This window comes from Enterobacter sp. ECC_219_Taxon_10 (genome assembly GCF_058354905.1).
Window position 1 is genome coordinate 916,779 of sequence record NZ_CM178005.1, and the last position, 19,526, is coordinate 936,304.

Consider the following 19,526-nt stretch of genomic DNA (forward strand, 5'->3'; position numbering starts at 1 on the left):
CAATTAAGTAACGCGGAATCTGAAGATGGCTGAACCACGTTTCGTACACCTGCGGGTGCATAGCGACTATTCCATGATCGATGGGCTGGCGAAGACCGGGCCGCTGGTAAAAAAGGCGGCCTCTCTGGGCATGCCCGCGCTGGCGATCACCGATTTTACCAACCTGTGTGGCCTGGTGAAGTTCTACGGAACGGCGCATGGCGCGGGAATGAAGCCTATCGTCGGTGCGGATTTTCATGTGCAGAGCGATCTCATCGGCGATGAGCTGACGCAAATCTCCGTGTTAGCCATGAACAATACGGGCTACCAAAACCTTACCCTGCTTATCTCAAAAGCCTATCAGCGCGGTTACGGCGCACTGGGCCCGTGGATTGACAGGGAATGGCTGGCTGAACTGAACGAAGGGCTGCTGTTGATCTCCGGTGGCCGCATGGGCGATGTCGGTAAATCACTGCTGCGCGGTAACAGCGCGCTGGTGGATCAATGCGTCTCGTTCTATGAAGAGTACTTCCCGAATCGTTACTATCTGGAACTGATTCGAACCGGTCGGCAGGATGAAGAGAACTATCTGCACGCTGCTGTCGCGCTGGCAGAAGAGCGCGGCTTGCCCGTTGTGGCGACGAATGACGTGCGTTTCCTGGAGTCCGGTGATTTTGACGCGCACGAAATTCGCGTTGCTATCCACGATGGCTTCACCCTCGACGATCCGAAACGTCCACGCAACTACTCATCGCAGCAGTACATGCGCAGCGAAGAGGAGATGTGCGAGCTCTTCTCCGACATTCCGGAAGCGCTGGAAAACAGCGTGGAGATTGCCAAGCGCTGTAACGTGACCGTGCGCCTCGGCGAATATTTCCTGCCGCAGTTCCCGACGGGGGACATGACCACGGAAGATTTCCTGGTCATGAAATCGAAAGAAGGTCTGGAAGAGCGTCTCGAATTCCTGTTCCCGGATGAAGAAGAGCGTAAAAAACGTCGTCCGGAGTATGACGAACGCCTGGATATTGAACTTCAGGTGATTAACCAGATGGGCTTCCCCGGCTACTTCCTGATCGTAATGGAGTTTATCCAGTGGTCGAAGGATAACGGCGTTCCGGTTGGTCCGGGCCGTGGCTCGGGGGCGGGCTCGCTGGTGGCGTATGCGCTGAAAATCACCGACCTCGATCCGCTGGAATTTGACCTGCTGTTCGAACGCTTCCTCAACCCGGAACGTGTTTCCATGCCCGACTTTGACGTCGACTTCTGCATGGAAAAACGCGACCAGGTTATCGAGCACGTAGCCGATATGTACGGCCGTGACGCGGTTTCGCAGATCATTACCTTCGGCACCATGGCGGCGAAAGCGGTTATCCGCGACGTGGGCCGCGTGCTGGGTCACCCGTACGGTTTTGTCGATCGTATTTCTAAGCTGGTACCGCCCGATCCGGGCATGACGCTGGCAAAAGCGTTTGAAGCCGAGCCGCAGCTGCCGGAAATCTACGAAGCTGACGAAGAAGTCAAAGCGCTGATCGACATGGCGCGTAAGCTTGAAGGCGTGACGCGTAACGCCGGTAAGCACGCGGGGGGCGTGGTTATCGCCCCGACCAAAATCACCGACTTTGCACCGCTCTACTGCGACGAAGCGGGCCAGCACCCGGTCACCCAGTTCGATAAGAACGACGTGGAATACGCCGGGCTGGTGAAGTTCGACTTCCTCGGCCTGCGCACGCTGACCATCATTAACTGGGCGCTGGAGATGATCAACGCCCGCCGCGAGAAGAACGGTGAGCCGCCGCTGGATATCGCGGCCATCCCGCTGGATGACAAGAAAAGCTTCGACATGCTGCAGCGCTCGGAGACGACAGCCGTCTTCCAGCTTGAATCCCGCGGCATGAAAGACCTGATTAAACGCCTGCAGCCCGACTGCTTCGAAGATATGATCGCACTGGTGGCCCTGTTCCGTCCGGGCCCGCTGCAGTCAGGGATGGTAGATAACTTCATCGACCGTAAGCACGGACGCGAAGAGATTTCCTACCCGGACGTGCAGTGGCAGCACGAAAGCCTGAAGCCGGTACTGGAGCCAACCTACGGCATCATCCTGTATCAGGAACAGGTCATGCAGATTGCCCAGGTGCTTTCCGGCTATACCCTCGGCGGCGCGGACATGCTGCGTCGTGCTATGGGTAAGAAAAAACCGGAAGAGATGGCCAAGCAGCGCTCTATTTTTGAAGACGGTGCGAAGAAAAACGGCGTTGACGGCGAACTGGCGATGAAAATCTTCGACCTGGTGGAGAAATTCGCCGGGTACGGGTTTAACAAATCCCACTCCGCTGCCTATGCTTTGGTTTCGTACCAGACGCTGTGGCTGAAAGCGCACTATCCCGCTGAGTTTATGGCGGCGGTGATGACCGCCGATATGGACAACACCGAGAAGGTGGTAGGCCTCGTGGATGAGTGCTGGCGCATGGGTCTGAAGATCCTGCCGCCGGATATTAACTCCGGGCTTTATCATTTCCACGTCAACGATGACGGAGAGATCGTCTACGGGATCGGCGCGATCAAAGGCGTGGGTGAGGGGCCGATCGAGGCGATCATCGAAGCGCGTAACAACGGCGGCTATTTCCGCGAGCTATTCGATCTCTGCGCCCGTACCGATACCAAAAAACTGAACCGCCGCGTGCTGGAAAAGCTGATCATGTCCGGCGCGTTCGACAGGCTGGGGCCGCACCGCGCCGCGCTGATGAACTCTCTCGGCGATGCGCTGAAAGCAGCCGATCAGCACGCGAAAGCGGAAGCCATTGGCCAGGCGGATATGTTTGGCGTACTGGCGGAAGAGCCAGAGCAGATTGAGCAGTCTTACTCCAACTGTCAGCCCTGGCCAGAACAGGTGGTGCTGGATGGTGAACGTGAAACGTTAGGTTTGTACCTGACGGGACACCCGATCAACCAGTACATCAAAGAAATTGAGCGCTATGTCGGAGGCAACAGGCTAAAAGACATGCATCCGACAGATCGTGGTAAAATCACCACGGCTGCGGGGCTCGTGATTGCTGCAAGGGTTATGGTCACCAAGCGCGGCAATCGTATCGGCATCTGTACGTTAGATGACCGTTCCGGGCGTCTGGAGGTGATGCTGTTCACCGACGCGCTGGATAAATACCAGCAATTGCTGGAAAAAGACCGCATACTTATCGTCAGCGGACAGGTCAGCTTTGATGACTTCAGTGGGGGGCTTAAAATGACCGCCCGCGAAGTGATGGACATTGACGAAGCCCGGGAAAAATATGCTCGCGGGCTTGCTATCTCGCTGACGGACAGGCAAATTGATGACCAGCTTTTAAACCGACTCCGTCAGTCTCTGGAACCCCACCGCTCGGGGACCATTCCAGTACATCTCTACTATCAGAGGGCGGATGCACGTGCGCGGTTGCGCTTTGGCGCAACGTGGCGTGTCTCTCCGAGCGATCGTTTACTGAACGATTTGCGTGGCCTCATTGGTTCGGAGCAGGTGGAACTGGAGTTTGACTAATACAGGAATACTATGAGTCTGAATTTCCTTGATTTCGAACAGCCGATTGCTGAGCTGGAAGCGAAAATCGATTCTCTGACAGCGGTAAGCCGTCAGGATGAAAAACTGGATATTAACATCGACGAAGAAGTGCATCGTCTGCGCGAAAAAAGCGTAGAACTGACGCGCAAAATCTTTGCCGATCTCGGCGCATGGCAGATCGCCCAGCTGGCGCGTCACCCACAGCGTCCGTACACCCTGGATTATGTCCGCCTGGCGTTTGACGAATTTGACGAACTGGCAGGCGATCGCGCATACGCTGACGACAAAGCTATCGTCGGCGGTATCGCGCGTCTGGACGGACGCCCGGTGATGATCATTGGTCATCAGAAAGGCCGTGAAACCAAAGAGAAAATCCGTCGTAACTTCGGTATGCCAGCACCAGAAGGCTACCGTAAAGCCCTGCGACTGATGGAGATGGCCGAGCGTTTCAATATGCCTATCATCACCTTCATCGATACTCCGGGTGCATACCCTGGCGTGGGCGCGGAAGAGCGTGGCCAGTCTGAAGCCATCGCACGTAACCTGCGGGAGATGTCTCGCCTGAAGGTTCCGGTCATCTGCACCGTTATCGGTGAGGGTGGTTCCGGCGGTGCGCTGGCGATTGGCGTGGGTGATAAAGTGAATATGCTGCAGTACAGCACCTATTCCGTTATCTCTCCGGAAGGCTGTGCGTCCATTCTGTGGAAAAGCGCCGACAAAGCGCCGCTGGCCGCTGAAGCGATGGGCATCATTGCGCCACGTCTGAAAGAGCTGAAGCTGATCGACACCGTTATCCCGGAACCTCTGGGCGGCGCGCATCGTAAGCCGGAAGTGATGGCTGCTTCCCTGAAAGCACAGCTGCTGGCCGACCTGGCCGATCTGGACGTCCTGAGCAAAGAAGATCTGCTCAACCGTCGTTACCAGCGTCTGATGACCTACGGTTACGCATAAGCTTCACAATTATCTGAAAAGCCGCACGATGTTGCGGCTTTTTTTATACCTGCCGTTTACCTTAACTATGCTTATCTGATGTTTTTCAAGGAGGTAAACCATGAACATCATTGCCATCATGGGGCCACACGGCGTCTTTTATAAAGACGAGCCCATCAAGGAGCTGGAGCAAGCCCTTAAAGCACGCGGATATCAGCTAATCTGGCCGCAGAACAGCGCCGATCTGCTGAAATTCATCGAACATAATCCGCGCATCTGTGGCGTGATATTCGACTGGGACGAATACGACATGGAGCTGTGCAGCGAGATCAACAGGCTGAATGAATATCTTCCGCTCTACGCCTTTATCAACACTCACTCCACCATGGACGTCAGCGCTCACGATATGCGCATGGCGCTGTGGTTCTTTGAATACTCGCTCGGCGTGGCGGAAGATATTGCGACCCGCATTCAGCAATACACTGGCGAATATCTTGATAACATCACACCGCCGTTCACGCGCGCGCTATTCACCTATGTGAAAGAGGGGAAATACACCTTCTGTACGCCGGGACACATGGCCGGAACGGCCTATCAAAAAAGCCCGGTGGGGTGCCTGTTCTACGATTTCTTCGGCGGCAACACCCTGAAAGCAGACGTGTCGATTTCAGTGACCGAGTTAGGCTCTCTTCTGGATCACACCGGCCCGCATCTTGAAGCTGAAGAGTATATCGCCCGCACCTTTGGCGCCGAGCAGAGCTATATGGTGACCAACGGCACCTCGACCTCGAACAAAATCGTCGGAATGTACGCCGCGCCAACCGGAAGCACGTTGCTGATTGACCGTAACTGCCATAAATCGCTGGCGCACCTGCTGCTGATGAGCGACGTCGTCCCGATCTGGCTGTCACCCACGCGTAACGCGCTCGGTATCCTCGGCGGCATTCCGCGCCGGGAGTTCACGCATCAAGCCATCGAAAGTAAGGTTGCGGCGATACCCGACGCAAGCTGGCCTGTCCATGCGGTGATTACCAACTCCACCTATGATGGTCTGCTCTACAATACGAACTGGATCAAGCAGACGCTGGACGTACCGTCGATTCACTTCGATTCCGCGTGGGTGCCGTACACCAATTTCCACCCGATTTATTCGGGTAAAAGTGGGATGAGCGGCGAGCGCGTGCCGGGCAAAGTGTTTTTCGAAACGCAGTCGACGCACAAAATGCTGGCCGCATTTTCGCAGGCGTCTCTTATTCACATCAAAGGCGAGTACGACGAGGATACGTTTAACGAAGCCTTTATGATGCACACCACCACCTCACCGAGCTATCCGCTGGTGGCGTCTATTGAAACGGCCGCGGCGATGCTGCGCGGTAATCCGGGTAAACGCCTGATTAACCGCTCGGTGGAACGGGCGCTGCATTTCCGTAAAGAGGTCCAGCGGCTGAAGGATGAGGCCGACGGCTGGTTCTTCGATATCTGGCAGCCGGAAGCGATCGACGAGGCGGAGTGCTGGGCCGTCGCGCCGGGAGAGAGCTGGCACGGCTTCCGGGATGCCGATGCGGACCACATGTTCCTCGATCCGGTTAAGGTAACGATCCTGACGCCGGGGATGGACGAGCAGGGCGTGATGGGCGATGAAGGGATCCCCGCCGCGCTGGTGGCGAAGTTCCTTGACGAGCGCGGCGTGGTGGTGGAGAAGACCGGCCCCTACAACTTGCTGTTCCTGTTCAGTATCGGGATCGATAAAACCCGGGCAATGGGGCTGCTGCGCGGGCTGATGGAGTTTAAGCGCGCCTACGATCTCAACCTGCGGGTGAAGAACATGCTGCCGGATCTCTACGCGGAAGATCCTGACTTCTACCGCACGATGCGCATTCAGGATCTGGCCCAGGGGATCCACAGGCTGATCCGCCAGCACGATCTGCCGCGCCTGATGCTCCAGGCGTTTGATGTCCTGCCTGATATGAAACTGACGCCTCACAAGGCCTGGCAACGGCAGGTGAAAGGTGAAATCGAAACCATTGAGCTGGAAAACCTGGTCGGGCGGATATCGGCCAACATGATCCTGCCGTATCCACCAGGCGTGCCGCTGCTGATGCCGGGTGAGATGATCACCGAGGAGAGCCGGGCAGTGCTCGATTTCCTGCTGATGCTCTGTTCGGTAGGACGCCACTATCCGGGCTTTGAAACGGATATCCACGGCGCGAAACGCGATGAAAACGGCGTGTACTGGGTGAGAGTCCTAAAATAAATGTGACCGCTTGCCAGGTGTGGGTTTTCGGTTGTAACGTTCAGGCATCATAAAAAGGAGAAGCTATGCTGGGTTTAAAAGCGGTTCACCATATTGCGATCATTGCCACCGATTATGCGAAAAGTAAGGCCTTCTACTGCGACATTCTTGGCTTTACGCTCATGAGCGAAGCCTACCGCGAGGAGCGCGACTCCTGGAAGGGCGATCTCGCGTTAAACGGGCAGTATGTGATTGAGCTGTTCTCTTTTCCTTTTCCGCCTTCGCGTCCGTCCCGCCCGGAAGCCTGCGGCCTGCGTCATCTGGCCTTCAGCGTTGATGACCTTGATAGCGCAGTAAAACATCTGGAAGCGCACGGCGTGACGTGCGAGGCGATTCGTGTCGATCCGTTTACCGACAAGCGCTTTACCTTTTTTAACGACCCGGATGGCCTGCCGCTGGAGCTTTACCAGCAGTAATGTTTGTCCTGTGTGATAATGCCCGCTCAGTTCGGGCATTTTTTATGTGTAATTTCCTATGACCTTACCCGCTATCGCACAAGCCGTTTCACCGTACCGCCAGCTGCTGGTGGGGTTTAGCGGTGGCCTGGATTCCACCGTGTTGCTGCATCGCCTTAGGCTCTGGCGCGACCGGGACCCTGACGTTCAGCTTCGGGCTATACACATCCATCACGGGTTAAGCCCACACGCGGAGGAGTGGGTGGCGCACTGTGAAGCCTTGTGTGAGGCGTGGGCTATCCCGCTCGTCGTTGAGCGCGTCACGCTTGCGGATGAAGGACTGGGTATTGAGGCGCAGGCGCGTAAAGTTCGCTACGCCGCGTTTGCCGGGGCATTACGTACTGGAGAAGCGCTGGTCACGGCGCAGCATCTGGACGATCAGTGCGAAACTTTTTTGCTGGCGCTTAAGCGGGGCAGCGGACCCGCTGGGCTTTCCGCCATGCCGGCGCTTTCTGAGTTTGCCGGGACGCAATTATTGCGTCCGCTGCTTGGCGAGACCCGCGCATCGCTGGAATCCTGGGCGCGGGAACATCGGCTGAGCTGGATCGAAGATGAGAGCAACCAGGACGACAGCTACGATCGTAACTTCCTGCGTCTGCGCGTCCTCCCGCTTTTAAGCGAGCGCTGGCCGCATTTTGCCGACGCGACAGCAAGAAGCGCCATGCTGTGCGCCGAACAGGAAAGCCTGCTGGATGAGTTACTCAGCGAAGAGCTGGCTGATCTGATCTCTGAAGACGGTGCGCTGGCGATCGCGCCGCTGGAGGCGGCAAGCCCGGTGCGTCGGGCCGCGCTGTTACGCCGCTGGCTCGCCTCTCATCATGCTGTGATGCCGTCGCGGGCAATGCTGAGCCGCATCTGGGACGAAGTCGCACAGGCGCGGGAAGATGCGTCCCCTTGCGTACACCTGAATGGCTTCGAGGTCAGACGCTATAAAGGAAAACTCTGGTGGGTAAAATCCTTCCCCCCGCTGACCAATGTGGTGCTCCACTGGCCGTCACCGGAGGCTCCGTTAATATTGCCCCAGGATGCGGGGAGTGTCTCTCTGATGCCGACGGGTCATGTGCGTCTGCCAAACCCCGGTGAACCGGTCAGCGTGCGCTTTAAGGCTGGCGGCTTGCTGCATATCGTCGGACGCAACGGGGGACGGAAACTGAAAAAGATATGGCAGGAATGCAACGTGCCGCCGTGGCTGCGCGACACCACGCCGCTGCTGTTCTACGGTGAAACGCTGATTGCTGCTGCAGGGGTGTTCATCACGGAAGCGGGGTGGACAGAAGAAGGGGCATGCTTCGAGTGGCGGAAAGCGTAACGGGCAGCCCGGCTGCCCGTTAGTGTCATCAGGATTCGCTCACCACGACGGTGCCGATTTGCGGGTGGCTGAAGCTGGCTATTTTGTCCAGACGCAGCTCACGCGTCGCACCGGCGTCTTCCACGACCAGGTATTCCACATTCTTGCGTGAAACCAGATCGCTGGCCTTCGCCTTCAACACTTCGCCATCTTTTAGCTCCAGCGTCAGTATTAAATGATGCTGGCAGGCGAGTTCGAGGTTGTCATAGTCATCACAATTGATGGGTTGATAAGTATCATTCATCGACATAATCGCTCACCAGTAAATTCGCCGCAGCATACGCTGCTTTTTCCCTGACCGACTCTGAAAGGCTCTCATCAGAGGCCACTTCATTAAGCACTTTCAATACACAGCCCAACGCGTCCGGGACATACCCCAGATCTCCGCTGGCGATTTCCGCATACCGTTTGCGAATTAACTCACAATAATTATTCACATCCCCTCCCGCCAGCGCACTGACTTACTGTGAGATATCATTAAGCCTACGAAGATAAACTCGGTTTAGCAAGGTGACTATACCATACTCATTTAAGCAATATCAGCGCCTTGATAGTGGTGTATTTATTACTCCGTAACAGCCTTTTGCCTCTGTTTTCGCTACAATGTGCGGCTGATTCGAATGGAGTTCTCTCATGGCGCTGAAAGCGACAATTTATAAAGCAGTGGTCAACGTGGCCGATCTTGATCGCAACCAGTTTCTGGACGCGTCGCTTACTCTGGCACGCCACCCCTCCGAAACTCAGGAGCGCATGATGCTGCGCCTGCTGGCGTGGATTAAATACGCCAACGAGCGGCTGCAGTTTACCCGTGGCTTAAGCGCGGAAGACGAGCCTGAAGCCTGGCTGCGCAACGATCATCTTGGGATCGATTTATGGATTGAACTCGGTCTGCCGGATGAGCGCAGGATTAAAAAGGCCTGTACTCAGTCCGCGGAAGTGGCCTTATTCGCCTATAACCAGCGCGCGGCGGAAATCTGGTGGCAACAAAATAAGAATAAATGCGGGCAGTTTAAAAATCTCGCCGTCTGGTATCTGGATGATGAACAGCTGGCGCAGCTGAGCGAGTTCGCCAGCCGAACGATGGCGTTGCAGGCAACGATTCAGGACGGCGCCATCTGGCTTTCTGATTCTCAGAATAATCTGGAAATTCATCTGACGGCCTGGCAGCCTGCGCCATGATCGTTTTGTCCCGAAACGTCAGCATCCCTGATAACGAGCTGGAGATCACCGCCATCCGTGCTCAGGGTGCGGGTGGACAGCACGTCAATAAGGCTTCAACGGCTATCCATTTGCGTTTTGACATTCGGGCATCAAGCCTGCCAGAGTATTATAAGGAAAGTCTGCTCGCTGCCAGCCATCACCTGATCACCAGCGAAGGTGTGATCGTGATTAAAGCCCAGGAGTACCGCAGCCAGGAATTAAACCGGGAAGCGGCGGTAGCCAGGCTGGTGGCGGTCATCAAAGAGTTAACGGCAGTACAAAAAAGCCGCCGGGCAACGCGGCCAACCCGCGCATCGAAAGAGCGTCGGCTGTCCTCGAAAGCTCAAAAATCCACAGTGAAAGCACTACGCGGTAAAGTTCGTCGCCCGATGGAGTGACGAAAGGGAACACAATTTTCATAAGGAATTCATTGTGAAAAAAGCATTATTTTCAGCGCTGGCAGTGAGTACGCTGTTTGCGCTTTTCGGGTGTAACAACCGTTCTGAAACGCAGGTTTTGCAGCCAGCGCAGAATGAAGAGTTAAAGCCAATGCAGCAGAGCTGGCGGGGCGTATTGCCTTGCGCGGATTGCGAAGGCATTGAAACGTCACTGTTCCTGCAAAAAGACGGTACCTGGGTGATGAACCAGCGCTATCAGGGCGCAAAAGAACCCTCTTCATTTGCGACTTACGGGACATGGGCGCGTACGGCTGAGAAGCTGGTGCTGACGGATACTTCCGGTGACAAAACCTGGTTCCGCCCTAAAGGCGAGAACATGGAAATGCTCGACCGGGAAGGCAATCCGATTGAATCCCAGTTCAACTACACGCTGACACCGGTGAAAGCGGCGCTGCCTGCCACGCCGATGGCGATGCGGGGGATGTATTTCTATATGGCGGATGCGGCGATCTTTACCGACTGCGCTACCGGTAAGAAAGTCAGCGTGGCAAACAATGCACAGCTTGAACGTGATTACGCCGTGGCGCGCGGCAATGACAGCAAGCCGATATTGTTGACGGTTGACGGTCACTTTACGCTGGAGCCAAACCCGGATAGCGGGGAGATGGTGAAAACGCTGGTGGCAGATAAAGACGTGAAATTTATTGCGGGCAAAGACTGTAGCAGCAAATAAGCTGACGTTGAGCCATTAAAAAACCCCGCCTGAGCGGGGTTTTTTGTTTAGCCTTTGATGGCTTTCACCAGGTAATCAAGAATATCGCCAGTCTTGATCATCTGTTTTTCGCCGCTGCGACGGTATTTGTATTCAATCTCATCGCTGTCGAGGTTACGGTCGCCAATGACGACGGTGTGCGGGATACCGATCAGTTCCATATCGGCAAACATCACGCCCGGACGCTCTTTACGGTCATCCATCAGCACTTCAATACCCTGAGCGCGCAGCTCGGCGTACAGCTTCTCGGCCAGCTCCTGCACGCGGTAAGATTTGTGCATGTTCATTGGCAGAATAGCCACCTGGAACGGCGCAATATTGTCCGGCCAGACGATGCCGCGTTCGTCGTAGTTCTGCTCGATGGCCGCAGCCACCACGCGCGTCACCCCGATACCGTAGCAGCCCATGGTCAGGATTTGGTTACGGCCATCTTCACCCTGAACGGCGGCGTTCAGCGCGCGAGAGTATTTATCGCCCAGCTGGAAGATGTGGCCAACTTCGATGCCGCGCTTAATCATCAGGGTACCCTGACCGTCCGGGCTTTGATCGCCTGCCACCACGTTACGAATGTCAGCCACTTCTGGCGTCGCCACGTCGCGATCCCAGTTGATGCCGAAGTAATGTTTACCGTCGATGTTCGCACCTGCAGAGAAGTCGCTCATTGCAGCAACCGTGCGGTCAATAACAACCGGCACAGGCAGGTTGACTGGACCCAGTGAACCTGGACCCGCATTCACTACGGCACGGATTTCCGCTTCCGTTGCGAACGTCAGCGGGCTGGCTACCTGGGGCAGCTTCTCGGCTTTTACTTCGTTCAGTTCATGATCGCCACGCACCAGCAGGGCAACCAGCGGGTAAGCGCTGCCTTCGGTGGATTTCACCAGCAGCGTTTTCACTGTTTTTTCGATCGGCAGACTGAACTGCTCAACCAACTCGGCGATGGTTTTCGCGTTTGGCGTATCAACCAGCGTCATCTCTTGCGTGGCCGCGCCGCGTGGTTCTTTTGGTGCCAGCGCTTCTGCAAATTCGATGTTCGCCGCGTAGTCTGAAGAGTCAGAGAAGATCACATCGTCTTCACCGCTCTGTGCCAGTACCTGGAACTCATGGGACGCGCTGCCGCCGATGGAGCCGGTATCAGCCTGCACAGCACGGAAATCCAGACCCATGCGAGAGAAAATTTTGCTGTAAGCCTCGTACATTTTGTCGTAGGTCTCTTGCAGCGATTCCTGTGACGTATGGAAAGAGTAGGCATCTTTCATCAGGAATTCACGAGAGCGCATCACGCCGAAACGTGGGCGCACTTCGTCACGGAACTTGGTCTGGATCTGGAAGAAGTTCAGCGGCAGCTGTTTGTAAGAGCTCAGCTCATTACGAATCAGGTCGGTGATCACTTCTTCGTGCGTTGGGCCGAGAACGAACGGACGCTCGCCGCGATCGACGAAGCGCAGCAGTTCTGGGCCATATTGCTCCCAACGGCCGCTCTCCTGCCACAGGTCAGCGGGCTGAACCACGGGCATGGACACCTCGATAGCACCGGCGTTGTTCATCTCTTCACGCACGATGTTTTCGACTTTTTTCAGGACGCGCACGCCGGTCGGCAGCCAGGTGTATAACCCGGAGGCCAGCTTGCGGATCATCCCGGCGCGCAGCATCAGCTGATGGCTGATCACTTCGGCGTCGGCAGGCGTCTCCTTCAGAGTGGAGAGCAGATATTGGCTAGTACGCATGTTGTTACGGTTCCATTTCGACGATTGGAACAGGCTGAAACACCAGCCTGACACAAAAAAAGTGGTTTAGTTTACCAGTGTGGCAAAGATGCCAAAAGAGAGGAGAACAAAATTACCTGGGTTCAAGGGCAAACACTTCGAAACCTGCCCCGGTGACGCGCCAGCGCACGTTAAAATCCAGCAGCCAGACGGCGTACGTTTTTCCTGCTTCCTCTTCTTTACGGTAGGCCGGACGGGGGTCCTGTGCCAGAACTTCAGTGATGAAATCCCGTAAGCGAGGATAGCGTTTCTCCAGTTGACCAAGCTGCGCGGTTATCTCAGGCGTAAAATAAACAGGCATATCCGCCTGCGGTGCGTCCTGAGCATAGCTTGCACGCGCGTCCGGGAGGGCTTCGGCGAAGGGCAAATAGGGTTTGATGTCGATAACCGGCGTGCCGTCGACCAGGTCCAGACTGCCCAGCTCAAGTATGACCTGTTCCTTCTGGCAACGTATGCCCTTCAGTTCAACCAGCGACATCCCGATCGGATTTGGACGGAAGGTCGAGCGAGTCGCAAACACGCCCATTCTCGCATTTCCGCCCAGGCGCGGGGGACGCACGGTGGGACGCCAGCCGCCTTCCATTGTCTGGTGAAAGACAAATACCACCCATAAGTGGCTGAACGCCTCAAGCCCGCGTACTGCATCGGCCTGGTTATAAGGCGCCTGAAGATGAAGCTCGCCGCTGCCGCTGGTGACCAGACCAGGCTGGCGGGGTACGGCAAACTTCTCTTTATACGGAGAGTGGATAACGCCTATCTGCTCAAAATGAAATGCACTCATTTCGCCGTGATGTTCAGCGCAGAACCGATGCAAACCGCCTGACGGTAGCAGCCCGGCGTGCCGCTGGTGACTTCGCAGCTGTGCAGCAGCACCGCGTTAGCTTTCATTTTTGCGGCGTTAATCTGCATACGTTTGCGCGCTGTCGGGATATTCGGTGGAGAGTCCTGATTGGTTGCCTGACAGGATTCACCGCTCACTTCACCCAGTTCACGGAACGGTTTGCCGACCAGTTCGTCAGCTTTGGTGATAATGCGAACCGGCGCAGGGCGAACCACTTTCGGTTTCGCAGGCTCAGTTTTTGGCGGGGTTGCCGTGCTTTGAACAGGTTCAACAGGAGATCTGCTTAGCATAGAACAGCCGCTCAGCATGAGTGCTAAAAGACAGATCGGTAAAGCACGCATAATAATTCCTCAATGGATAATCAAAACGTCAGATATTGAATCAGGTGACTGCACAAATGACAAGACGGGCATAAGCCCGTCCTGATGATATTACACTGAGGTGAGATTACCAGCCTTTAACAGCGCCGCCGTTAAACACTTTGTTGGCTTCCTGGTAAACTTCATCAGACTGATAGGCCTGAACGAACTTCTTCACGTTTTCCGCGTCTTTGTTATCTTCGCGAGTCACGATCAGGTTAACGTACGGGGAGTCTTTATCTTCAACGAAGATACCGTCTTTTGCTGGCGTCAGGCCAATCTGGCTGGCGTAAGTGGTGTTGATAACGGCCAGGGCAATCTGTGCATCGTCCAGAGAACGCGGCAGCTGCGGTGCTTCCAGTTCAACAATTTTCAGATTTTTCGGGTTCTCGGTGACGTCCAGAACGGTTGGTAGCAGGCCAACACCGTCTTTCAGTTTGATCAGGCCCACTTTCTGCAGCAGCAGCAGGGAACGACCAAGGTTGGTTGGATCGTTAGGTACGGCAACCTGAGAGCCCGGCTGCAGTTCGTCCAGCGATTTAATTTTCTTAGAGTAACCGGCAATCGGGTAAACGAAGGTGTTACCCACACCCACCAGTTTATAACCGCGATCTTTGATCTGCTGATCCAGGTATGGCTTATGCTGGAAGGCGTTGGCGTCGATATCGCCCTTGCTCAGCGCTTCGTTCGGCAGAACGTAATCATTGAAGGTCACCAGCTCAACGTCCAGACCATATTTCTCTTTCGCCACTTTCTGAGCAACTTCAGCAACCTGCTGTTCGGCACCCACGATAACGCCCACCTTAATGTGGTTTGGATCTTTTTCGTCCTGACCGCAACCCACCAGTGCCAGAGAGCCAATCAGCGCGCCTACTGCTGCAAGGGTCTTTAATTTAAACGCCATGTTTTATCCTTAACTCGTCGAGTTTGTGTTGTGTGTAACGTTATTTGTGAGTAACGGTCCGGACGATGCGATCGCCGGAGAACTGGATTAAGTAAACCAGAACAACCAGCAATACCAGAACGGTATTCATCACGGTAGCGTTATATCCAATATAGCCGTACTGGTAACCAATCTGTCCTAAACCGCCAGCACCAACTGCACCGCCCATTGCGGAATAACCGACTAGGGTGATGAGCGTGATGGTTGCCGCGTTCACCAGGCCCGGCAGTGCTTCAGGCAGCAGAACCTTGCGGACGATCTGCATCGGCGTGGCACCCATCGCGCGGGAAGCTTCGATTAAACCGGTTGGGATCTCCAGCAGGGCGTTTTCCACCATACGGGCGATAAACGGCGCTGCGCCTACGGTCAGCGGAACGATAGCCGCCTGCAGACCGATAGAGGTTCCGACGATCACGCGGGTAAATGGAATCATCCACACCAGCAGAATAATGAACGGGATAGAACGGAAGATGTTCACCAGCGCAGAGAGCGTACGGTAAAGTTTCGCGTTCTCAATGATTTGACCCGGACGCGTCACGTACAGCAGTACGCCCACCGGCAGGCCAATTACAAAACCAAAGAAACCCGATACGAAGGTCATTGCCAGCGTTTCCCAAACGCCGCGAACCAGCAGCCACATCATCGGCTCAGACATAACCCAGTACCTCTACTTTTACGTGGTGTTCTTGCAGCCAGGCGATTGCTGCCTGGGTTTCTTCATGGGTGCCGTGCATTTCCGTCAGCATGATGCCGAACTTCACGCCACCGGCGTAATCCATCTGCGCGCTAATAATGTTGTTGTTCACGTTAAAGCGACGCGCAGTTTCTGAAAGAAGGGGAGCGTCAACGGACTGACCGGTAAACTCCATTCGCAGCATCGGGACGCTGTCTGCTGTGGATTCGGTTTTCAAACGCTCCAGATAATCTTCCGGAATATCCAGATGCAGCGTGGACTGAATGAACTGCTGCGCAAGCGGCGTCTTCGGATGGGAGAACACTTCGCTTACCGTATCCTGCTCGATCAGCTCGCCGTTGCTGATGACCGCCACGCAGTCGCAGATGCGTTTCACCACGTCCATCTCGTGCGTAATAAGAAGGATCGTCAGGCCCAGGCGACGGTTAATGTCTTTCAGCAGTTCCAGAATAGAACGCGTGGTGGCCGGATCCAGCGCGCTGGTGGCTTCGTCGCACAGCAGTACTTTTGGGTTGCTGGCCAGCGCGCGGGCAATGGCGACACGCTGCTTCTGCCCACCGGAAAGATTTGCCGGGTAGCTATCATGCTTATCGCCCAGACCCACGAGGTCGAGCAGTTCGGTAACGCGACGCTTCACTTCTTCTTTCGGCGTGTTATCCAGCTCCAGCGGCAAGGCGACGTTGCCGAACACGGTGCGGGACGCCAGCAGGTTAAAGTGCTGGAAGATCATGCCAATCTGACGACGCGCTTTGGTGAGTTCTTTTTCTGAAAGGGCGGTAAGTTCCTGACCGCCAACTTCTACGCTGCCCTGGGTTGGGCGCTCAAGCAGGTTAACACAACGGATCAGCGTGCTTTTACCTGCACCCGATGCGCCAATGACGCCATAAATTTGACCAGCAGGAACATGCAGGCTGACGTTGTTCAGCGCCTGAATGGTTCGGTTCCCCTGCTGGAACACTTTGGTGATATTGGAAAGTTTAATCATTAGATTATTTTTATCGTATGTAAGTTAGCCGTGGCATTTTCTTCTGCCAGATACGGGTGATGACCGTAAACAAAACGGATGTTAAGGCATCCAGACGTCTAAATCAATCCAACTCTGTACGATGAGCACTTTATTGCGCTGCGATTCATGAGATACTAGCTCAACAGGCCTTTTTCAGGAGCAAACCGGTGGCAAAATCAGTACCCGCAATTTTTCTCGATCGTGATGGCACTATTAATGTGGATCACGGTTATGTGCATGAGATCGATGAGTTCGAATTTATCGACGGCGTTATAGAGGCAATGCGCCAGCTGAAAGAGATGGGCTATGCGCTGGTGGTGGTCACCAATCAGTCTGGTATTGCGCGCGGTAAATTCACTGAAGCACAGTTCGAGACGCTGACCGAATGGATGGACTGGTCGCTGGCCGATCGCGGCGTGGATCTCGACGGCATCTACTATTGTCCGCATCACCCGCAGGGTACGGTAGAAGAGTATCGCCAGACCTGTGACTGCCGTAAACCGCATCCGGGGATGTTCATCTCTGCGCAGGAGTTTCTGCACATTGATATGTCTGCTTCTTATATGGTGGGCGATAAACTGGAAGATATGCAGGCAGCAACAGCAGCGGGTGTAGGGACCAAAATATTAGTTCGCACCGGTAAGCCAGTGACGCCAGAAGCGGAAAATGCAGCGGATTGGGTGATTAATAGCCTGGCTGAGCTGCCGAATGAGATAAAAAAGCATCAAAAATAGCCTTTCTGGCGAAAAGGTGAGCGGTCGAAATAAAAATGTATATTTCCCCTTGTCATTCCTCGGCAGCTCCCTATAATGCGCCTCCATCGACACGGCGGATGTGAATCACTTCACAGACAACCCGGTCGGTTGAAGAGAAAAAATCCTGAAATAACGGGTTGACTCTGAAAGAGGAAAGCGTAATATACGCCACCTCGCAACGGTGAGCTGAAAGCCGCGTTGCACTGCTCTTTAACAATTTATCAGACAATCTGTGTGGGCACTCAAAGTGACATGGATTCTTAACGTCGCAAGACGAAAAATGAATACCAAGTCTCTGAGTGAACATACGTAATTCATTACGAAGTTTAATTCACGAGCATCAAACTTAAATTGAAGAGTTTGATCATGGCTCAGATTGAACGCTGGCGGCAGGCCTAACACATGCAAGTCGAACGGTAGCACAGAGAGCTTGCTCTCGGGTGACGAGTGGCGGACGGGTGAGTAATGTCTGGGAAACTGCCTGATGGAGGGGGATAACTACTGGAAACGGTAGCTAATACCGCATAACGTCGCAAGACCAAAGAGGGGGACCTTCGGGCCTCTTGCCATCAGATGTGCCCAGATGGGATTAGCTAGTAGGTGGGGTAACGGCTCACCTAGGCGACGATCCCTAGCTGGTCTGAGAGGATGACCAGCCACACTGGAACTGAGACACGGTCCAGACTCCTACGGGAGGCAGCAGTGGGGAATATTGCACAATGGGCGCAAGCCTGATGCAGCCATGCCGCGTGTATGAAGAAGGCCTTCGGGTTGTAAAGTACTTTCAGCGGGGAGGAAGGCGATAAGGTTAATAACCTTGTCGATTGACGTTACCCGCAGAAGAAGCACCGGCTAACTCCGTGCCAGCAGCCGCGGTAATACGGAGGGTGCAAGCGTTAATCGGAATTACTGGGCGTAAAGCGCACGCAGGCGGTCTGTCAAGTCGGATGTGAAATCCCCGGGCTCAACCTGGGAACTGCATTCGAAACTGGCAGGCTAGAGTCTTGTAGAGGGGGGTAGAATTCCAGGTGTAGCGGTGAAATGCGTAGAGATCTGGAGGAATACCGGTGGCGAAGGCGGCCCCCTGGACAAAGACTGACGCTCAGGTGCGAAAGCGTGGGGAGCAAACAGGATTAGATACCCTGGTAGTCCACGCCGTAAACGATGTCGACTTGGAGGTTGTGCCCTTGAGGCGTGGCTTCCGGAGCTAACGCGTTAAGTCGACCGCCTGGGGAGTACGGCCGCAAGGTTAAAACTCAAATGAATTGACGGGGGCCCGCACAAGCGGTGGAGCATGTGGTTTAATTCGATGCAACGCGAAGAACCTTACCTACTCTTGACATCCAGAGAACTTTCCAGAGATGGATTGGTGCCTTCGGGAACTCTGAGACAGGTGCTGCATGGCTGTCGTCAGCTCGTGTTGTGAAATGTTGGGTTAAGTCCCGCAACGAGCGCAACCCTTATCCTTTGTTGCCAGCGGTTAGGCCGGGAACTCAAAGGAGACTGCCAGTGATAAACTGGAGGAAGGTGGGGATGACGTCAAGTCATCATGGCCCTTACGAGTAGGGCTACACACGTGCTACAATGGCGCATACAAAGAGAAGCGACCTCGCGAGAGCAAGCGGACCTCATAAAGTGCGTCGTAGTCCGGATTGGAGTCTGCAACTCGACTCCATGAAGTCGGAATCGCTAGTAATCGTGGATCAGAATGCCACGGTGAATACGTTCCCGGGCCTTGTACACACCGCCCGTCACACCATGGGAGTGGGTTGCAAAAGAAGTAGGTAGCTTAACCTTCGGGAGGGCGCTTACCACTTTGTGATTCATGACTGGGGTGAAGTCGTAACAAGGTAACCGTAGGGGAACCTGCGGTTGGATCACCTCCTTACCTTAAAGAACCTGCCTTTGCAGTGCTCACACAGATTGTCTGATGAAAAACAGCAGTAAAAATCTCTGCAGGCTTGTAGCTCAGGTGGTTAGAGCGCACCCCTGATAAGGGTGAGGTCGGTGGTTCAAGTCCACTCAGGCCTACCAAATTTTCCCTGATACTGCGTTGCGGCAACGCTCACATACTGATGTATGCTTCGCGTTTCCACGCCTTGTCTCAGGAAAAATTACCGGTACAGAGATTAAAACGATGGGGCTATAGCTCAGCTGGGAGAGCGCCTGCTTTGCACGCAGGAGGTCTGCGGTTCGATCCCGCATAGCTCCACCATCTTTTACTGCGAACACAAGAA

17 protein-coding genes, 2 tRNA genes and 1 rRNA gene are annotated in these 19,526 nt (G+C 54.8%); 12 read left to right on the forward strand and 8 right to left on the reverse strand.

All coding sequences use genetic code 11. From position 1 onward, the window contains the following. The first annotated feature begins 25 nt into the window (after positions 1-25). From dnaE to tilS, 5 genes are all read left to right on the forward strand, one after another. Positions 26-3,508, forward strand: a complete 3,483-nt coding sequence (gene dnaE / locus AC4ICF_RS04240; RefSeq protein WP_316380900.1) for a DNA polymerase III subunit alpha — start codon at positions 26-28, stop codon at positions 3,506-3,508. 12 nt (positions 3,509-3,520) lie between these two features. Then, positions 3,521-4,480: an acetyl-CoA carboxylase carboxyl transferase subunit alpha gene (gene accA, locus AC4ICF_RS04245; RefSeq protein ID WP_013095666.1), complete on the forward strand. Its 960-nt coding sequence runs from the start codon at positions 3,521-3,523 to the stop codon at positions 4,478-4,480. 100 nt (positions 4,481-4,580) lie between these two features. Further along, positions 4,581-6,713: a lysine decarboxylase LdcC gene (locus AC4ICF_RS04250; RefSeq protein WP_491466152.1), complete on the forward strand. Its 2,133-nt coding sequence runs from the start codon at positions 4,581-4,583 to the stop codon at positions 6,711-6,713. A gap of 65 nt (positions 6,714-6,778) precedes the next feature. After that, complete coding sequence (locus tag AC4ICF_RS04255) at positions 6,779-7,168, forward strand: VOC family protein (protein ID WP_028015591.1); 390 nt, start codon at positions 6,779-6,781, stop codon at positions 7,166-7,168. Between the two features lie 58 nt (positions 7,169-7,226). Then, positions 7,227-8,516: a tRNA lysidine(34) synthetase TilS gene (tilS, locus tag AC4ICF_RS04260; protein ID WP_316380895.1), complete on the forward strand. Its 1,290-nt coding sequence runs from the start codon at positions 7,227-7,229 to the stop codon at positions 8,514-8,516. A 28-nt stretch (positions 8,517-8,544) separates the two neighbouring features. Here the strand turns inward: tilS and rof are convergent, their stop codons facing one another. After that, positions 8,545-8,805 carry a Rho-binding antiterminator gene (gene rof, locus AC4ICF_RS04265; protein WP_148420153.1) on the reverse strand — a complete coding sequence of 87 codons (261 nt, stop codon included), beginning with the start codon at positions 8,803-8,805 and terminating at the stop codon, positions 8,545-8,547. After that, complete coding sequence (locus tag AC4ICF_RS04270) at positions 8,792-8,992, reverse strand: YaeP family protein (protein WP_008501889.1); 201 nt, start codon at positions 8,990-8,992, stop codon at positions 8,792-8,794. Before AC4ICF_RS04270 ends, rof begins: the two co-directional genes overlap by 14 nt. Before the next feature lie 196 nt (positions 8,993-9,188). Between AC4ICF_RS04270 and AC4ICF_RS04275 the strand changes: the two genes are divergently transcribed. Genes AC4ICF_RS04275 through nlpE form a run of 3 tightly spaced genes read left to right on the forward strand, consistent with a single transcriptional unit; the run spans position 9,189 to position 10,886 of the window. Further along, entirely contained in the window at positions 9,189-9,734 is a 546-nt protein-coding gene (locus AC4ICF_RS04275; RefSeq protein WP_316380893.1) for a YaeQ family protein, read from the forward strand. Beyond that, positions 9,731-10,153, forward strand: a complete 423-nt coding sequence (gene arfB / locus AC4ICF_RS04280; protein ID WP_116344003.1) for an alternative ribosome rescue aminoacyl-tRNA hydrolase ArfB — start codon at positions 9,731-9,733, stop codon at positions 10,151-10,153. Before AC4ICF_RS04275 ends, arfB begins: the two co-directional genes overlap by 4 nt. 34 nt (positions 10,154-10,187) lie before the next feature. Then, positions 10,188-10,886, forward strand: a complete 699-nt coding sequence (nlpE, locus tag AC4ICF_RS04285; protein ID WP_116344004.1) for an envelope stress response activation lipoprotein NlpE — start codon at positions 10,188-10,190, stop codon at positions 10,884-10,886. Between the two features lie 47 nt (positions 10,887-10,933). On the opposite strand, the gene proS is transcribed toward nlpE, so the two are convergent. From proS to metN, 6 genes are all read right to left on the reverse strand, one after another. After that, entirely contained in the window at positions 10,934-12,652 is a 1,719-nt protein-coding gene (proS, locus tag AC4ICF_RS04290; protein WP_316380891.1) for a proline--tRNA ligase, read from the reverse strand. A 112-nt stretch (positions 12,653-12,764) separates the two neighbouring features. Next, a complete protein-coding gene (gene tsaA, locus AC4ICF_RS04295; protein WP_116344005.1) occupies positions 12,765-13,472 on the reverse strand; it encodes a tRNA (N6-threonylcarbamoyladenosine(37)-N6)-methyltransferase TrmO in 708 nt (235 codons plus the stop codon). Beyond that, entirely contained in the window at positions 13,469-13,873 is a 405-nt protein-coding gene (gene rcsF / locus AC4ICF_RS04300; RefSeq protein WP_008501883.1) for an Rcs stress response system protein RcsF, read from the reverse strand. The genes tsaA and rcsF overlap by 4 nt, the downstream gene beginning before the upstream one ends. Positions 13,874-13,979: 106 nt before the next feature. Further along, a complete protein-coding gene (gene metQ, locus AC4ICF_RS04305) occupies positions 13,980-14,795 on the reverse strand; it encodes a methionine ABC transporter substrate-binding lipoprotein MetQ (RefSeq protein WP_116344006.1) in 816 nt (271 codons plus the stop codon). A 40-nt stretch (positions 14,796-14,835) separates the two neighbouring features. Further along, the gene (locus AC4ICF_RS04310; RefSeq protein ID WP_014168730.1) at positions 14,836-15,489 is read right to left on the reverse strand and encodes a methionine ABC transporter permease MetI; all 654 of its coding nucleotides are present in this window, start codon (positions 15,487-15,489) and stop codon (positions 14,836-14,838) included. Next, on the reverse strand, positions 15,482-16,513 hold the full coding sequence (gene metN / locus AC4ICF_RS04315; protein ID WP_163330366.1) for a methionine ABC transporter ATP-binding protein MetN: 1,032 nt from the start codon (positions 16,511-16,513) through the stop codon (positions 15,482-15,484). The genes AC4ICF_RS04310 and metN overlap by 8 nt, the downstream gene beginning before the upstream one ends. Before the next feature lie 188 nt (positions 16,514-16,701). On the opposite strand from metN, the gene gmhB reads away from it, so the two are divergent. From gmhB to AC4ICF_RS04335, 4 genes are all read left to right on the forward strand, one after another. Then, positions 16,702-17,268 carry a D-glycero-beta-D-manno-heptose 1,7-bisphosphate 7-phosphatase gene (gene gmhB, locus AC4ICF_RS04320; RefSeq protein WP_163330367.1) on the forward strand — a complete coding sequence of 189 codons (567 nt, stop codon included), beginning with the start codon at positions 16,702-16,704 and terminating at the stop codon, positions 17,266-17,268. 369 nt (positions 17,269-17,637) lie between these two features. After that, positions 17,638-19,177, forward strand: a 16S ribosomal RNA gene (locus tag AC4ICF_RS04325). A 69-nt stretch (positions 19,178-19,246) separates the two neighbouring features. After that, positions 19,247-19,323: transfer RNA gene (locus AC4ICF_RS04330), tRNA-Ile, on the forward strand. A gap of 105 nt (positions 19,324-19,428) precedes the next feature. Further along, a tRNA-Ala gene (locus tag AC4ICF_RS04335) sits at positions 19,429-19,504 on the forward strand. Positions 19,505-19,526: the final 22 nt, after the last annotated feature.

Excerpts from the sequence above, each read along its gene's own strand:
- dnaE (WP_316380900.1), top strand. The coding sequence starts at position 26 with ATGGCTGAACCACGTTTCGTACACCTGCGGGTGCATAGCGACTATTCC.
- accA (WP_013095666.1), top strand. The coding sequence starts at position 3,521 with ATGAGTCTGAATTTCCTTGATTTCGAACAGCCGATTGCTGAGCTGGAA.
- AC4ICF_RS04250 (WP_491466152.1), top strand. The coding sequence starts at position 4,581 with ATGAACATCATTGCCATCATGGGGCCACACGGCGTCTTTTATAAAGAC.
- AC4ICF_RS04255 (WP_028015591.1), top strand. The coding sequence starts at position 6,779 with ATGCTGGGTTTAAAAGCGGTTCACCATATTGCGATCATTGCCACCGAT.
- tilS (WP_316380895.1), top strand. The coding sequence starts at position 7,227 with ATGACCTTACCCGCTATCGCACAAGCCGTTTCACCGTACCGCCAGCTG.
- rof (WP_148420153.1), bottom strand. The coding sequence starts at position 8,805 with ATGTCGATGAATGATACTTATCAACCCATCAATTGTGATGACTATGAC.
- AC4ICF_RS04275 (WP_316380893.1), top strand. The coding sequence starts at position 9,189 with ATGGCGCTGAAAGCGACAATTTATAAAGCAGTGGTCAACGTGGCCGAT.
- arfB (WP_116344003.1), top strand. The coding sequence starts at position 9,731 with ATGATCGTTTTGTCCCGAAACGTCAGCATCCCTGATAACGAGCTGGAG.
- proS (WP_316380891.1), bottom strand. The coding sequence starts at position 12,652 with ATGCGTACTAGCCAATATCTGCTCTCCACTCTGAAGGAGACGCCTGCC.
- tsaA (WP_116344005.1), bottom strand. The coding sequence starts at position 13,472 with ATGAGTGCATTTCATTTTGAGCAGATAGGCGTTATCCACTCTCCGTAT.
- rcsF (WP_008501883.1), bottom strand. The coding sequence starts at position 13,873 with ATGCGTGCTTTACCGATCTGTCTTTTAGCACTCATGCTGAGCGGCTGT.
- metQ (WP_116344006.1), bottom strand. The coding sequence starts at position 14,795 with ATGGCGTTTAAATTAAAGACCCTTGCAGCAGTAGGCGCGCTGATTGGC.
- AC4ICF_RS04310 (WP_014168730.1), bottom strand. The coding sequence starts at position 15,489 with ATGTCTGAGCCGATGATGTGGCTGCTGGTTCGCGGCGTTTGGGAAACG.
- metN (WP_163330366.1), bottom strand. The coding sequence starts at position 16,513 with ATGATTAAACTTTCCAATATCACCAAAGTGTTCCAGCAGGGGAACCGA.